General features: G+C 35.0%; 10 protein-coding genes and 2 pseudogenes. 7 read left to right on the top strand and 5 right to left on the bottom strand.

Features of this window, described 5'->3' with window-relative positions:
• Window positions 1-3,668: 3,668 nt before the first annotated feature.
• A complete protein-coding gene (locus EDM02_RS04660) occupies window positions 3,669-5,234 on the top strand; it encodes a hypothetical protein (RefSeq protein ID WP_148053566.1) in 1,566 nt (521 codons plus the stop codon).
• A 798-nt stretch (window positions 5,235-6,032) separates the two neighbouring features.
• On the opposite strand, the gene EDM02_RS05830 is transcribed toward EDM02_RS04660, so the two are convergent.
• Together EDM02_RS05830 and EDM02_RS05825 are read right to left on the bottom strand one after the other, a co-directional pair.
• Window positions 6,033-6,368 (bottom strand): RpnC/YadD family protein, encoded by a 336-nt coding sequence (locus EDM02_RS05830; protein ID WP_221179613.1) that lies wholly within the window; start codon window positions 6,366-6,368, stop codon window positions 6,033-6,035.
• A 32-nt stretch (window positions 6,369-6,400) separates the two neighbouring features.
• Entirely contained in the window at window positions 6,401-6,763 is a 363-nt protein-coding gene (locus EDM02_RS05825; protein WP_221179612.1) for an Rpn family recombination-promoting nuclease/putative transposase, read from the bottom strand.
• 543 nt (window positions 6,764-7,306) lie between these two features.
• On the opposite strand from EDM02_RS05825, the gene EDM02_RS04650 reads away from it, so the two are divergent.
• From EDM02_RS04650 to ruvC (EDM02_RS04640), 3 genes are all read left to right on the top strand, one after another.
• A complete protein-coding gene (locus EDM02_RS04650) occupies window positions 7,307-8,188 on the top strand; it encodes a deoxyribonuclease IV (RefSeq protein ID WP_123663468.1) in 882 nt (293 codons plus the stop codon).
• A gap of 695 nt (window positions 8,189-8,883) precedes the next feature.
• Window positions 8,884-10,089, top strand: coding sequence for an SGNH/GDSL hydrolase family protein (locus tag EDM02_RS04645; RefSeq protein ID WP_184891149.1), 1,206 nt, complete (start codon window positions 8,884-8,886; stop codon window positions 10,087-10,089).
• A gap of 297 nt (window positions 10,090-10,386) precedes the next feature.
• Window positions 10,387-10,944, top strand: a complete 558-nt coding sequence (gene ruvC / locus EDM02_RS04640) for a crossover junction endodeoxyribonuclease RuvC (RefSeq protein ID WP_123663464.1) — start codon at window positions 10,387-10,389, stop codon at window positions 10,942-10,944.
• A 2-nt stretch (window positions 10,945-10,946) separates the two neighbouring features.
• On the opposite strand, the pseudogene EDM02_RS06045 reads toward ruvC (EDM02_RS04640), so the two are convergent.
• Window positions 10,947-11,052 (bottom strand): annotated as a pseudogene (locus tag EDM02_RS06045) (IS481 family transposase); the annotation flags it as partial.
• Window positions 11,053-11,152: 100 nt separating this feature from the next.
• Window positions 11,153-11,383: an Rpn family recombination-promoting nuclease/putative transposase gene (locus EDM02_RS04630; RefSeq protein ID WP_221179611.1), complete on the bottom strand. Its 231-nt coding sequence runs from the start codon at window positions 11,381-11,383 to the stop codon at window positions 11,153-11,155.
• Between the two features lie 543 nt (window positions 11,384-11,926).
• Here EDM02_RS04630 and EDM02_RS04625 point away from each other — a divergent pair.
• The 3 genes from EDM02_RS04625 (at window position 11,927) to ruvC (EDM02_RS04615) (ending at window position 15,564) form a co-directional block, all read left to right on the top strand.
• Window positions 11,927-12,808, top strand: coding sequence for a deoxyribonuclease IV (locus EDM02_RS04625; RefSeq protein ID WP_123663468.1), 882 nt, complete (start codon window positions 11,927-11,929; stop codon window positions 12,806-12,808).
• Window positions 12,809-13,503: 695 nt separating this feature from the next.
• Complete coding sequence (locus tag EDM02_RS04620; RefSeq protein ID WP_184891149.1) at window positions 13,504-14,709, top strand: SGNH/GDSL hydrolase family protein; 1,206 nt, start codon at window positions 13,504-13,506, stop codon at window positions 14,707-14,709.
• Window positions 14,710-15,006: 297 nt separating this feature from the next.
• Window positions 15,007-15,564: a crossover junction endodeoxyribonuclease RuvC gene (gene ruvC, locus EDM02_RS04615; protein WP_123663464.1), complete on the top strand. Its 558-nt coding sequence runs from the start codon at window positions 15,007-15,009 to the stop codon at window positions 15,562-15,564.
• Window positions 15,565-15,566: 2 nt separating this feature from the next.
• On the opposite strand, the pseudogene EDM02_RS06040 reads toward ruvC (EDM02_RS04615), so the two are convergent.
• Window positions 15,567-15,672: pseudogene (locus tag EDM02_RS06040) on the bottom strand (IS481 family transposase); the annotation flags it as partial.
• Window positions 15,673-15,843: the final 171 nt, after the last annotated feature.

Below are 15,843 nucleotides of genomic sequence, written 5' to 3'. Positions count from 1 at the left end.
CTGAACCAGATAATAAACCAAATAATAAAAATGAAATAGAGGAAATCATAAAAGATTTTAAACAGCTTAGCTTAACAGATTGTAAAAATTTATTTAACCAAATAGAAGGTTTTACTTTAGAAGATCGTAATAATTTAGAAGAAATGTATAAGGAGATACAACTATCCGGTTATCTGCTACAGCACCTTAACGATGGAGGTTTGTTAAATCCAGGAAACTTTAGGAAAGTAGTAAATTTAATGGAGGGTTTTCCTAGTGGGCTTTCTGATCGTTATGCTTTTAGCTTAATATTTGCAAGAATTTGTCAAGCTGGTCTTCTTACACAACAAAATTTGGATCAATTAGTGGATACTATAAGTTATGTATCTCAACAAAATAATTTAGAAGGTTTATTGGCAGCTGCACTGGCTTTTAAGAAGCTTTATGCAAAAAAACTTTTAACCCACGACAATTTTAATAAAGCTATCAGTTATAAGACAGTTTTCTCTGATTTAATGAATCTATTAAATCAACTTGATGCTATTAACTATCTAAATCAGGAATTGTTAACATCGTTATTAGCAGATGAAAAGAGCTGGGATCTTCTATGCATTACGGAGGAAAGATACTATTATAAATTGGCTATTATTGTTGAGAATTTTCATGTTAAAAATCCAGCTCTATTGGCATCATCTCAGTTTAATGGAAGAGAGGGATTGTTTTTTTGTAAGGACTTAGTGGTAGGTCTATTTCCTATACTAGAAAAAGCAGCAATAGTAAATGTACTTACGTTGGATAGTTTAGAGCTGTTAATAAAGCATGCGCGTTCGTTGAGTAGCGATGGTCGTACATATAACACATACAAACAGTGGGCTGATTCAGCATTAAAAGAACTGGAAGTAGCATTGAATTTGGATCTGCTTACAGCATATACGTTCCCATTACTAATAAAATGTACCATGCTAACAACAACAAGGAATATTCTATCTTCAAGAAGTAAGTTTTTGAAGCAGCTAAAAGTTCACAACTTTCTTACACAGGATAATTTTCAGTGGTTATTAACTGCTAATACAAGGGCACATTTACCCTATTTTATACCTATGTTAAAGAACATGGAACTACTGTTCGGAACAGATTTGCTTTTTACAAAAAATAACTTGCAGCTATTACTATCCCATGAAGAAGTAGAGAGCGTGAATATCATCTTAAAAGTACTTACTGACTTAGGCTTACTGACGCAGGATATGTTTCAAGTAATAATGGAATCAAAACTAGGAGAGTTAATTGTACACCCTCAAGGCGAAAGATTTGGTCCCTTTTTTAGAGGCCGTTTGTTAAAGGAGCTTATTACGGAACTAAATACCGTCGGCTTATTTACAGCTGCCAACTTTAAGCTTTTTTTTGCTTCTAGGCTTAGTATGAGCACACTAACAAATGGTATACAACAGTTAAAAAGTGCAAACGCGTTTACGAAGGATGAGCTACAATTGCTACTAAAATCACTTTATAAGCCATAGATGTAATACTTAGGCAAAAGATGGTATCCTTTCACTCAATGGCGTCAACTTAAGGCAATTCATGATTAGCCTACCCTCCTATTCTACTTGGTTATCAATAACAGCTAAACCTTAAGTTGACGCCATTGTCCGTTCACTTGCGTGGTAGCCATATTTTATAGATTACAGCAAATGGGTAGTATTCAATAATTGATTATTATATCCATTTTTTAAAAAACTACTTCTTTTAAAGCTGCTTTTTTTGCTTGATCAAAAAAAGTAGCCAAAAAAAATCAAGCACTGGTGAATAAAGCTGTTGAAAATTCCAGGTTGCAAGCTGAAAATTAGAACTCGCCCCCTACGGTTACTCAATGGATTTGGGAAGCTGGCAAGGCGCGCGAGGGTGAAGTGCACGCAGCATAGTACCCACTATGCGAGTACACTGAATCCCGAAACGGAACGCAGCCAGCTTTTCAAAGACGAAGAGTAGGCTTAAACAGGCTGATTTTCTACTAAGCTTGCAGCCTTTCTTTTCTAATCACAGCTTTGTTCAAGGCGCGTTTTTTATAATCTTGCATTATTGCGCTATTGCTAGGTACAAACATGAACAAATACGCATAGGCCACTCCACTGAACGGATCCATCCCCGTTTACCAGTTGTAGTTAAATCTTAATATCCATTCAATTTTCTATAAAAATTGATTACCAGTAATATTATGAATAATAATATGCTGCATGTTTAAATTTGTTTAAACTAACTATACAAGTAATGTAGGAATTACATTAAAAACATTTTTGCCACGCAGGTGAAGGGATACTGGATACTTTTTGCTAGATCCCAAAAGTATGAGTACTTTTGCTGTATTGTGTTTTGGATAAAAAATTAGGATTTTTAGGGTTTATGTTTTAAATTTGTTGTTCCCTAAAGCAGAGCTAATTTAATTTACATTAAAAAAGACATGTGGGCAAATGTATAGCTTATTTATTCAACAATTTTACACGTAAAAACATATGTTTCGGTTAACATGTATAGTATTATTTAGTCTAATATTTATGATTAGTTGTCAAAAACATAATCACCATATGGATCCGTTAAAGGATACGCCTACTACTAGTACTAGTGCCCTATCCAATCCAGATCCTGAACCAGATAATAAACCAAATAATAAAAATGAAATAGAGGAAATCATAAAAGATTTTAAACAGCTTAGCTTAACAGATTGTAAAAATTTATTTAACCAAATAGAAGGTTTTACTTTAGAAGATCGTAATAATTTAGAAGAAATGTATAAGGAGATACAACTATCCGGTTATCTGCTACAGCACCTTAACGATGGAGGTTTGTTAAATCCAGGAAACTTTAGGAAAGTAGTAAATTTAATGGAGGGTTTTCCTAGTGGGCTTTCTGATCGTTATACTTTTAGCTTAATATTTGCAAGAATTTGTCAAGCTGGTCTTCTTACACAACAAAATTTGGATCAATTAGTGGATACTATAAGTTATGTATCTCAACAAAATAATTTCGAAGGTTTATTGGCACCTGCANTGTCATGAGTTTTTTAGCGTGTTCAGGATGACTAAACAATTGCCANCTTACTATATTGAAGCATAATAGTGTAGGAATATATAAATTTGGTTGCTAATAAAAAATAAAAGATAAAAAGTAGTTGCTGATGTTTTTCTAGTGTGTATCTGTTCACATTTGTTACAACATAACACTGTTAACAAAGAGTAAAAATTATGACTTACCTAAACAGACAAGTTAACAAAATTGCAGCCAAATAACCATGGATAATTCTATCACCATATTCTACTACAAATAGCTGTTCGCCTAAAATAATTAATAACACTTTAATAAAATTCCTATAATCAGATCTATTATATCATTTCTATTTAAAACAGTTATACCATGGTGCAATGCCAAGCTACTATGTGGCCGAACTTGTGCTTTATAACCTGAGACCGTTGCAATTTTTATATTGTAACGGCCTCTATTTGGATAAAAATTAGGATTTTTAGGGTTTATGTTTTAAACTTGTTGTGCCCTAAAGCAGGGCAATGCTTACATAAAGACATGTAGGCAAATGTATAGCTTACTTATCCAACAATTTTACACGTAAAAAACATATGTTCCGGTTAATATTTATATTTAGTCTAATATTTATGATTAGTTGTCAAAAACATAATCACCATATGGATTCGTTAAAGGATACGCCTACTAGTACTAGTGCCCTATCCAATCCAGATACTGAACCAGATAATAAACCAAATAATAAAAATGAAATAGAGGAAATCATAAAAGATTTTAAACAGCTTAGCTTAACAGATTGTAAAAATTTATTTAACCAAATAGGAAGTTTTACTTTAGAAGATCGTAATAATTTAGAAGAAATGTATAAGGAGATACAACTATCCGGTTATCTGCTGCAGCATCTTAACGATGGAGGTTTGTTAAATCCAGGAAACTTTAGGAAAGTAGTAAATTTAATGGAGGGTTTTCCTAATGAGCGTTATGATCGTTATACTTTTAGCTTAATATTTGCAAGAATTTGTCAAGCTGGTCTTCTTACACAACAAAATTTGGATCAATTAGTGGATACTATAAGTTATGTATCTCAACAAAATAATTTCGAAGGTTTATTGGCACCTGCAATGGCTTTTAAGAGACTTTATGCAAAAAAGCTTTTAATCCACGACAATTTTAATAAAGCTATCAGTTATAAGACAGTTTTCTCTGATTTAATGAATCTATTAAATCAACTTGATGCTATTAACTATCTAAATCAGGAATTGTTAACATCGTTATTAGCAGATGAAAAGAGCTGGGATTTTCTATGCATTACGGAGCAAAGATACTACTATAAATTGGCTAGGGTTGTTGAGAATTTTCATGTTAAAAATCCAGATCTATTGGCAACACCTCAGGTTAATGGAAGGGAGGGATTGTTTTTTTGTAAGGACTTAGTGGTAGGTCTATTTCCTATACTAGGAAAATCAGCAATAGTAAATGTACTTACGTTGGATAGTTTAGAGCTGTTAATAAAGCATGCGCGTTGGTTGGATAACGGTGGTCGTGCATATGACATATACAAACAGTGGGCTGATTCAGCATTAAAAGAACTGGAAGTAGCACTGAATTTGGATCTGCTTACAGCATATACGTTCCCATTACTAATGAAATTTACCATGCGAAGTTTTACAAGCGGTAGTCTATCTTCAAGAAGTAACTTTTTGAAGCAGCTAAAAGATCAAAACCTTCTTACACAGGATAATTTTCAGTTGTTACTAACTCCTAAAAGGACATCCTTTTTTGCAACTAAATATCGTTTAGAGAGCATGGAACTACTGTTCGAAGCAGGTTTGCTTACACAAAATAACTTGCAGGTATTACTATCCCATAAAGAAGCAGAGGAGGTGAAGATCACTTTACAAGTACTTACTGAGCTAGATTTACTGACGCAGGGTATGTTTCAAGTAATAATGGAATCAAAACTAGGAGAGGTAATTCAAAACCCTCAAGTCGAAATGTTGCAGTTAAATTTAAATGTATTAGATTTAAATGATGCAATGGAGCAATCTTCAAAAGTCCTTTTTAAGGATATTATTACCCAGCTAAATACCGCCAACTTATTTACAGCTGCCAACTTTAAGCTTCTTTTCGCTTCTAAGCTTAGTATGAGGGCAATAATAAATGGTATACAAGAATTAAAAAGTGCGAACATGTTTACGGAAAATCATCTGCAATCGCTACTAAAATAATCTGTTTATTCTTGTTTTACAGATATATTACGTGTACTATACAGATCCAATCTATTGACATAGGCTAACTTTAAGAGGTTATTGACTTGCAGTAAGGGGAGGGATAGAGAATGGAAACGCCTAGAGTATCCGTTCAGTGGTGTGGCCTATGCGTATTTTTTCACGTTCGTATTTAGAAATAGCGCAATAATGCAAGTTTATAAAAAATGCGCCTTGAACAAAGCTGTGACTAGAAAAGTTCAGTCTGAAAGGTAGTAGAAAATCAGCCTGTTTGAGCCTGCTCTTCGTCTTTGAAAAGCTAGCTGCGTTCCGTTTCGGAATTCAGCGTACTTGGGGTCCCCATGATGTATGTACATACATCATGGGGCGAACTCACATAGTGCGTACTATGCTGCGTGCGCTTCACCCTCACGCGCCTTGCCAGCTTCCCAAATCCATTGAGTAACCGTAGAGGGTGAGTTCTGATTTTTAGCTTTTAGGCTGGAATTTTCAACAGTTTTGTTCACCAGCGCTTGATTTTTTTTGGCTACTCGTATCTTTTTTGATCAAGCAAAAAAAGTAGTTTTGAAAGAAGTAGTTTTTAACAAAATGGATAAAATCATCAATTATTAAATAAATATTAGCCATTTGCTGTAATCTATAATATCGCTGCCACGCAGGTGAACGGACAATGGCGTCAACTTAAGGTTTAGATGTTATTGATAACCAAGTATAATAGGAGGGTAGGCTAATCATGAATTGCCTTAAGTTGACGCCATTGGGTGAACGGATACAATTTTTTTTGCTATTGCAACGGTCTCACTGCTTAAGTGTACGAATAAAAGAGATATCAAGCCCAGTAATATGCGCAATAAGGGTAGCATCCATATTATTAGCTAACATCTTTTTTGCTATTTCAAGATTTCTTTTAGTTTTACCCTTTTCCATACCTTCCTCTATACCTTTCTCTATACCTTTCTCTATACCTTTCTCCATACCTTGTATGATTCCTTGTTGCATCCCTTCATCAATATATTTTTGTGCAATGGTTCGCATAATCGTAACGGTTTCTTCTTTAGATAAATGACTAGCAATGATCCGTTCTAATTCTTGTTGTTGCCCTTCTGGTAACTTCGTATCAGTATACCATAACAACGTCTTTATACAAAGATAATTTTTTTCTTTATCTACTNGATTAAAAGAGGACAGATTAAGGGTAAACCATCTTTTTTTTGCTTATGCCGTTCGCATAATAAAAGTATGTACTTCCATAATCGCAAAGCTATCCAATGGTCTGGTGTAGCTTGCGCCTCAATCAATACATAAACAAATGCAGTATCCTGATTTTTGGTTTGCACAGAAAATACAAGATCACTTAATTTTCTCCTTAGATCCTCTTCTACAAAAGATTCTTTTTCTATAGTAATTTTTGTTAAATCTACTATAGTCTTAAAATCAGCTGGTAAATAGTATTCTAAAAACTCCTGTGCAGCTACTGGGTTGGTTAAAATTTTTTTTATTAACGCATCATGTTTTAGGTTACTGGTCATAGCGGCTTACTATATTGAAGCATAATAGTGTAGGAATATATAAATTTGGTTGCTACTACTAAAATATAAAAAGTAATTACTGATGCTTTCCTATTGTATCTTAATTATGCATACCGATGGTATCCGTTCAGTCGTGTGACCTATACGTATCTGTGTTCACACCAATTAGAAATAGCATAATAATACTAGTTCGTAAAAAATGCGCCTTGAACAAAGCTGTGATTAGGAAATTTCAGGCTGAGAGCTAGTAGAAAATCAGCTTGTTTGAGCCCAAGGCTGCAAGCCTGGGCGAGTTCTGATTTTCAGCTTTCAGACTGAAATTTTCAACAGCTTTGTTCACCAGCGCTTGATTTTTTTGGCTACTTTTTTTGATCAAGCAAAAAAAGTAGCTTTATTTATTAAATATTAGCAATTTGCTATAATCTATAAAATATGGCTGCCACGCCAGTGAACGGATATTTTGGAACAAGGAAAGTGGGTAAAATTCAATATTTTGAAGGTAAAAAACAAAATAATCTATTTAACAGATACTGTATCTAAAAAGTGAAAAAAGGCAATAACACTATACCACTTATTGGTGCCCATACTTCTACGCAAGGGGGACTCCACCAAGCATTAACAGAAGGGTACGCTATAAATGCCAATACCATACAGTTGTTTACAAGTAACCAGCTCCAATGGAAAGGGAGGCAGTTGAGCCAAACTGCATTGGATAGCTGGTATCATACCCTAGCCTCTACTTTTATAAACCAGATCATGAGCCATGCAAATTATTTAATTAATTTAGGCTCTAATAATGAAAGCTTATTAATCAAAAGCCGTGCTGCTTTTTCCGCAGAAGTAGAACGCTGCTTAGCTTTAAAAATCAGCTATTTAAACTTCCATCCAGGCGCTGCAACTGGAGCATCTATTCCATCCTGCTTAGACCGAATTGTAGAAAGTTTATGGACATTAGAAGCATTCTTTGCACAAGATACTGTTTTACGGCTGCTTATAGAAACTACTGCAGGCCAAGGTTCCACAGTAGGCTATACATTTGAACAATTGGCTTATATCATTGAAAAAGTTCAGCACGTAGTGCCTATTGGTGTTTGTATGGATACCTGTCATATCTTTGCTGCAGGATATGATATCCGCACATTGGCTGGATGGGAAAAAACATTAGCCCAATTTGATGCTATAATTGGGCTAAAATATCTCTATGCGCTCCATGTCAACGACTCAATCTGTGCAATGGGCTCCCGAAAAGATCGACATGCGAACCTAGGTAATGGAGCAATCGGTATGGCTTGCTTTCAAGCCATAATGCAACACCCAAAACTTCGTTCACTTCCTAAATATTTGGAAACGCCAAATGGAACTACCATGTGGAAGCAAGAAATACAGCTATTGCACCATTTTTACTTACAAAACACTGAGCATTGATATATAAATTTATCGTATATTTTGGCATCAGTTATATCTCTAGAAACATGGATATAGTACGTATTCGTTCACTTGCGTGGCAGCCATATTTTATAGATATTGATGATTTTATCCATTTTTTTAAAAAAACTACTTATTTTAAAGCTACTTTTTTTGCTTGATCAAAAAAAGTAGCCAAAAAAAATCAAGCGCTGGTGAACAAAGCTGTTAAAAAATTCAGTCTGTAAGCTGAAAATCAGAACTCACCCAGGCTTACAGCCTTGGGCTCAAACAGGCTGATTTTCTAATACCTTGCAGACTGAATTTTTCTAATCACAGCTTTGTTCAAGGCGCGTTTTTATGATCTTGCATTATTGCACTATTTCTAATTGGCCATACGACTGAACGGATACATGTCGGTAATATCATAATAAATAGTATTATATTAGAGTATGTATTAAATTAATATTTTATTATATTATTATAATAATATCGACGATACAGCTGACATTCTATATAATCAATAAAAAAAATTTTTTGCAAGGGAAGTCTTGTTTTAAAGTTTTTTTTATATATACAGGAAATGCCCAATAAAGGAATTATAGATAAATGATACATTTAAAATTAAATTCCTATAATCTTATAATCTTTAAAAAAAGTTAAATATGATCAAGCTATCAATTTTATTATTTCGTAGAGGACCTAGCATTAAGTATATGCCAAATTTAATAATTTCTTGCTGTATTTGTATGATGACTATGTTAGGTAGTTGTGCTAAGCAAGGAACGTTAAACATGAAGCAAGAATCGGACAATGCCATAGATGATTTGGATAAGGTATTGGCAAAAATGTCAGTGAAGTCCCCCATTTGTGATGAGCAAAAGCTCCGCATTAGGCTATTTCATAACGCTATGGTATTTGGAGATAGTCTCTCTGATGAAGGGGTGCTTCTTGCAGCACTTAATACAATTAGTAACAAAGAGATTGTATTTTCTCCTATTTTTCATGAAAGTAGATCCTTGAGTAATGGTCCCCTGACCTTTGAAAGGGTCGTTAGTGGTTTAAACCTTCCTGCCTTAACGGTGGGCTTTTCCTTTCCTTTTAGCCAGGGTATTAAGGAAAAAGCAGGCACGAATTATGCTGCGGCCATGGCCGCAGCAACGCCTGGGAATGATCTGCTGCATGGTATGATTGTGAATCATTTGCAGTTAAGCAAACAGATTGATGCTGCGATACGTCATAATCCATCCCTTGGAAAAGATGATCTATGTTTCATTATGATTCTAGGAAATGATATTATGAGAGCCCTTGACGCTGGCGAAAGAGAAGGTAATAAAATTATTGATTGTGCGGCTAATGAGCTAAAAAATGCAATTAATCGTTTGGCTGAAAAGGGCGTAACACATATAGTGGTTGCTAATGCTCCAAATATAGGTTTAATACCAAAATTTGTAGGAACGAATAAACAGGCATTGGCCACAGCGTTAACAGTTTCGATCAATCAAAAAATTATTGATATACTAAGAGATTGTAATAAAAAATGGTCTCTGTATGGGGTACAAGTCCTACTATTTGATCTTTTTAAGCAGAGCACAGAAATAATCAATGCATATGATAAAAAAGGCTATGATACTACGCATCCAGGTGTGACAGATGTCGAAGATAATTTTAATTCCACCCAGAAATTCTTTTCGCTATGGACGCAAGGGGGGACAATACATGCTACCTATAAGCCTCCACGTACTAAAGAAAATATGGATAATGCTGTGTTTTTTGATTCTTTTCATCCTACTGGAGGAGTACATAAGAAGCTGGGAAATCATATACTGGAGCATGTAATACCAAAATTTGAGGAAAATAAAGAAGCAGAAGCATACTTACAAGTAGCAACCACATCGCTAGCAGAAATCGACCTAGATTAATACTAAGATTTGCTATATGGTACTATATAGTATCCGTTCAGTGGTGTGGCCTATGCGTATTTGTTCGCGTTCGTATTTAGAAATAGTGCAATAATGTAAGTTTATAAAAAATGCGCCTTGAACAAAGCTGTGACTAGAAAATTTTAGGCTGCCATCTTCATATCCGTTATAATGCATAATTTACTGTTTTGAAGCCTTAAAAATGTAGTGTATGTAGGAGATAATGCTCATTTTCAGGCAAATGAATAAATTTAAGCGCTAGCATTTGTAATAAAAGGGCATATTTTAAACAAACATATGGGCGGAAGAATTATTTTAGGAATAGATCCTGGAAGCGTAAGAATGGGCTTTGGTATTATTCAAGAAACGCATGGAGCTGGCTCCATACAATTAATAAAATATGGTGTATTTCAGCTAAAAACATACAAAGAACAGCTCTTGCGAATGCGTTATATCTATACCCATATGATGGCATTGCTCCAAAAATATGGTCCAGATGAAGTAGCTATTGAGGCTATTTTCCATGGTACCAATGTACAATCTATGCTTAAATTAGGCAGAGCACAAGGAGTAGCCATTGCAGCGGCGTTAGTTTGTGAAATTCCTGTTACAGAATATGCGCCTCGTAAAGTAAAGCAAGCCGTTACGGGCCATGGAGCTGCTTCAAAACAACAGGTTGCTGCAATGGTTGGTCATCTGTTAAATATATCCACTAAATCCACTTTGTTCGATGCTTCAGATGCTTTGGCGGTAGCTTTATGTCATAGCCAGCAACGCCTATGCTCGCCTACCAAGTCTCGATGCTGGTCACAATTTGTAGCGGATCATCCCAATTGTATGGTATCTGCGCCCTAAATAATGGTAGGATTCATACATTCTACTTGTCCATTAGTCCATGAATGGCTAACTTTTGTTAGCCTATTGTGCAATAGCCTGTTTATAACAAACACGATCAAAAATATGCATATTAGTACTTATCTCCGACATTCCGCATAAAATTTTTAAAATATATATTTTCCCCTTTTTAGGTTTTTTAGCGACAGATTCGTATGAGTTAGCCTTATTATTTTCGTAAAAACGGGCTATAAAGAGGCAATTTTCCTTTTCTTGCTAAGCTTTTTACTCCATATAATCGATCCTCTTCTACAAAAGATTCTTTTTCTATAGTAATTTTTGTTAAATCTACTATAGTCTTAAAATCAGCTGGTAAATAGTATTCTAAAAACTCCTGTGCAGCTACTGGGTTGGTTAAAATTTTTTTTATTAACGCATCATGTTTTAGGTTACTGGTCATAGCGGCTTACTATATTGAAGCATAATAGTGTAGGAATATATAAATTTGGTTGCTACTACTAAAATATAAAAAGTAATTACTGATGCTTTCCTATTGTATCTTAATTATGCATACCGATGGTATCCGTTCAGTCGTGTGACCTATACGTATCTGTGTTCACACCAATTAGAAATAGCATAATAATACTAGTTCGTAAAAAATGCGCCTTGAACAAAGCTGTGATTAGGAAATTTCAGGCTGAGAGCTAGTAGAAAATCAGCTTGTTTGAGCCCAAGGCTGCAAGCCTGGGCGAGTTCTGATTTTCAGCTTTCAGACTGAAATTTTCAACAGCTTTGTTCACCAGCGCTTGATTTTTTTGGCTACTTTTTTTGATCAAGCAAAAAAAGTAGCTTTATTTATTAAATATTAGCAATTTGCTATAATCTATAAAATATGGCTGCCACGCCAGTGAACGGATATTTTGGAACAAGGAAAGTGGGTAAAATTCAATATTTTGAAGGTAAAAAACAAAATAATCTATTTAACAGATACTGTATCTAAAAAGTGAAAAAAGGCAATAACACTATACCACTTATTGGTGCCCATACTTCTACGCAAGGGGGACTCCACCAAGCATTAACAGAAGGGTACGCTATAAATGCCAATACCATACAGTTGTTTACAAGTAACCAGCTCCAATGGAAAGGGAGGCAGTTGAGCCAAACTGCATTGGATAGCTGGTATCATACCCTAGCCTCTACTTTTATAAACCAGATCATGAGCCATGCAAATTATTTAATTAATTTAGGCTCTAATAATGAAAGCTTATTAATCAAAAGCCGTGCTGCTTTTTCCGCAGAAGTAGAACGCTGCTTAGCTTTAAAAATCAGCTATTTAAACTTCCATCCAGGCGCTGCAACTGGAGCATCTATTCCATCCTGCTTAGACCGAATTGTAGAAAGTTTATGGACATTAGAAGCATTCTTTGCACAAGATACTGTTTTACGGCTGCTTATAGAAACTACTGCAGGCCAAGGTTCCACAGTAGGCTATACATTTGAACAATTGGCTTATATCATTGAAAAAGTTCAGCACGTAGTGCCTATTGGTGTTTGTATGGATACCTGTCATATCTTTGCTGCAGGATATGATATCCGCACATTGGCTGGATGGGAAAAAACATTAGCCCAATTTGATGCTATAATTGGGCTAAAATATCTCTATGCGCTCCATGTCAACGACTCAATCTGTGCAATGGGCTCCCGAAAAGATCGACATGCGAACCTAGGTAATGGAGCAATCGGTATGGCTTGCTTTCAAGCCATAATGCAACACCCAAAACTTCGTTCACTTCCTAAATATTTGGAAACGCCAAATGGAACTACCATGTGGAAGCAAGAAATACAGCTATTGCACCATTTTTACTTACAAAACACTGAGCATTGATATATAAATTTATCGTATATTTTGGCATCAGTTATATCTCTAGAAACATGGATATAGTACGTATTCGTTCACTTGCGTGGCAGCCATATTTTATAGATATTGATGATTTTATCCATTTTTTTAAAAAAACTACTTATTTTAAAGCTACTTTTTTTGCTTGATCAAAAAAAGTAGCCAAAAAAAATCAAGCGCTGGTGAACAAAGCTGTTAAAAAATTCAGTCTGTAAGCTGAAAATCAGAACTCACCCAGGCTTACAGCCTTGGGCTCAAACAGGCTGATTTTCTAATACCTTGCAGACTGAATTTTTCTAATCACAGCTTTGTTCAAGGCGCGTTTTTATGATCTTGCATTATTGCACTATTTCTAATTGGCCATACGACTGAACGGATACATGTCGGTAATATCATAATAAATAGTATTATATTAGAGTATGTATTAAATTAATATTTTATTATATTATTATAATAATATCGACGATACAGCTGACATTCTATATAATCAATAAAAAAAATTTTTTGCAAGGGAAGTCTTGTTTTAAAGTTTTTTTTATATATACAGGAAATGCCCAATAAAGGAATTATAGATAAATGATACATTTAAAATTAAATTCCTATAATCTTATAATCTTTAAAAAAAGTTAAATATGATCAAGCTATCAATTTTATTATTTCGTAGAGGACCTAGCATTAAGTATATGCCAAATTTAATAATTTCTTGCTGTATTTGTATGATGACTATGTTAGGTAGTTGTGCTAAGCAAGGAACGTTAAACATGAAGCAAGAATCGGACAATGCCATAGATGATTTGGATAAGGTATTGGCAAAAATGTCAGTGAAGTCCCCCATTTGTGATGAGCAAAAGCTCCGCATTAGGCTATTTCATAACGCTATGGTATTTGGAGATAGTCTCTCTGATGAAGGGGTGCTTCTTGCAGCACTTAATACAATTAGTAACAAAGAGATTGTATTTTCTCCTATTTTTCATGAAAGTAGATCCTTGAGTAATGGTCCCCTGACCTTTGAAAGGGTCGTTAGTGGTTTAAACCTTCCTGCCTTAACGGTGGGCTTTTCCTTTCCTTTTAGCCAGGGTATTAAGGAAAAAGCAGGCACGAATTATGCTGCGGCCATGGCCGCAGCAACGCCTGGGAATGATCTGCTGCATGGTATGATTGTGAATCATTTGCAGTTAAGCAAACAGATTGATGCTGCGATACGTCATAATCCATCCCTTGGAAAAGATGATCTATGTTTCATTATGATTCTAGGAAATGATATTATGAGAGCCCTTGACGCTGGCGAAAGAGAAGGTAATAAAATTATTGATTGTGCGGCTAATGAGCTAAAAAATGCAATTAATCGTTTGGCTGAAAAGGGCGTAACACATATAGTGGTTGCTAATGCTCCAAATATAGGTTTAATACCAAAATTTGTAGGAACGAATAAACAGGCATTGGCCACAGCGTTAACAGTTTCGATCAATCAAAAAATTATTGATATACTAAGAGATTGTAATAAAAAATGGTCTCTGTATGGGGTACAAGTCCTACTATTTGATCTTTTTAAGCAGAGCACAGAAATAATCAATGCATATGATAAAAAAGGCTATGATACTACGCATCCAGGTGTGACAGATGTCGAAGATAATTTTAATTCCACCCAGAAATTCTTTTCGCTATGGACGCAAGGGGGGACAATACATGCTACCTATAAGCCTCCACGTACTAAAGAAAATATGGATAATGCTGTGTTTTTTGATTCTTTTCATCCTACTGGAGGAGTACATAAGAAGCTGGGAAATCATATACTGGAGCATGTAATACCAAAATTTGAGGAAAATAAAGAAGCAGAAGCATACTTACAAGTAGCAACCACATCGCTAGCAGAAATCGACCTAGATTAATACTAAGATTTGCTATATGGTACTATATAGTATCCGTTCAGTGGTGTGGCCTATGCGTATTTGTTCGCGTTCGTATTTAGAAATAGTGCAATAATGTAAGTTTATAAAAAATGCGCCTTGAACAAAGCTGTGACTAGAAAATTTTAGGCTGCCATCTTCATATCCGTTATAATGCATAATTTACTGTTTTGAAGCCTTAAAAATGTAGTGTATGTAGGAGATAATGCTCATTTTCAGGCAAATGAATAAATTTAAGCGCTAGCATTTGTAATAAAAGGGCATATTTTAAACAAACATATGGGCGGAAGAATTATTTTAGGAATAGATCCTGGAAGCGTAAGAATGGGCTTTGGTATTATTCAAGAAACGCATGGAGCTGGCTCCATACAATTAATAAAATATGGTGTATTTCAGCTAAAAACATACAAAGAACAGCTCTTGCGAATGCGTTATATCTATACCCATATGATGGCATTGCTCCAAAAATATGGTCCAGATGAAGTAGCTATTGAGGCTATTTTCCATGGTACCAATGTACAATCTATGCTTAAATTAGGCAGAGCACAAGGAGTAGCCATTGCAGCGGCGTTAGTTTGTGAAATTCCTGTTACAGAATATGCGCCTCGTAAAGTAAAGCAAGCCGTTACGGGCCATGGAGCTGCTTCAAAACAACAGGTTGCTGCAATGGTTGGTCATCTGTTAAATATATCCACTAAATCCACTTTGTTCGATGCTTCAGATGCTTTGGCGGTAGCTTTATGTCATAGCCAGCAACGCCTATGCTCGCCTACCAAGTCTCGATGCTGGTCACAATTTGTAGCGGATCATCCCAATTGTATGGTATCTGCGCCCTAAATAATGGTAGGATTCATACATTCTACTTGTCCATTAGTCCATGAATGGCTAACTTTTGTTAGCCTATTGTGCAATAGCCTGTTTATAACAAACACGATCAAAAATATGCATATTAGTACTTATCTCCGACATTCCGCATAAAATTTTTAAAATATATATTTTCCCCTTTTTAGGTTTTTTAGCGACAGATTCGTATGAGTTAGCCTTATTATTTTCGTAAAAACGGGCTATAAAGAGGCAATTTTCCTTTTCTTGCTAAGCTTTTTACTCCATATAATC

The organism is Candidatus Cardinium hertigii (genome assembly GCF_003788695.1).
Note: the sequence above shows the minus strand (reverse complement) of the source record. Positions and strands in the feature narration are given on the sequence as shown.

Excerpts from the sequence above, each read along its gene's own strand:
- ruvC (WP_123663464.1), top strand. The coding sequence starts at position 10,387 with ATGGGCGGAAGAATTATTTTAGGAATAGATCCTGGAAGCGTAAGAATG.
- EDM02_RS04630 (WP_221179611.1), bottom strand. The coding sequence starts at position 11,383 with ATGACCAGTAACCTAAAACATGATGCGTTAATAAAAAAAATTTTAACC.
- EDM02_RS04660 (WP_148053566.1), top strand. The coding sequence starts at position 3,669 with ATGGATTCGTTAAAGGATACGCCTACTAGTACTAGTGCCCTATCCAAT.
- EDM02_RS04645 (WP_184891149.1), top strand. The coding sequence starts at position 8,884 with ATGCCAAATTTAATAATTTCTTGCTGTATTTGTATGATGACTATGTTA.
- EDM02_RS04620 (WP_184891149.1), top strand. The coding sequence starts at position 13,504 with ATGCCAAATTTAATAATTTCTTGCTGTATTTGTATGATGACTATGTTA.
- ruvC (WP_123663464.1), top strand. The coding sequence starts at position 15,007 with ATGGGCGGAAGAATTATTTTAGGAATAGATCCTGGAAGCGTAAGAATG.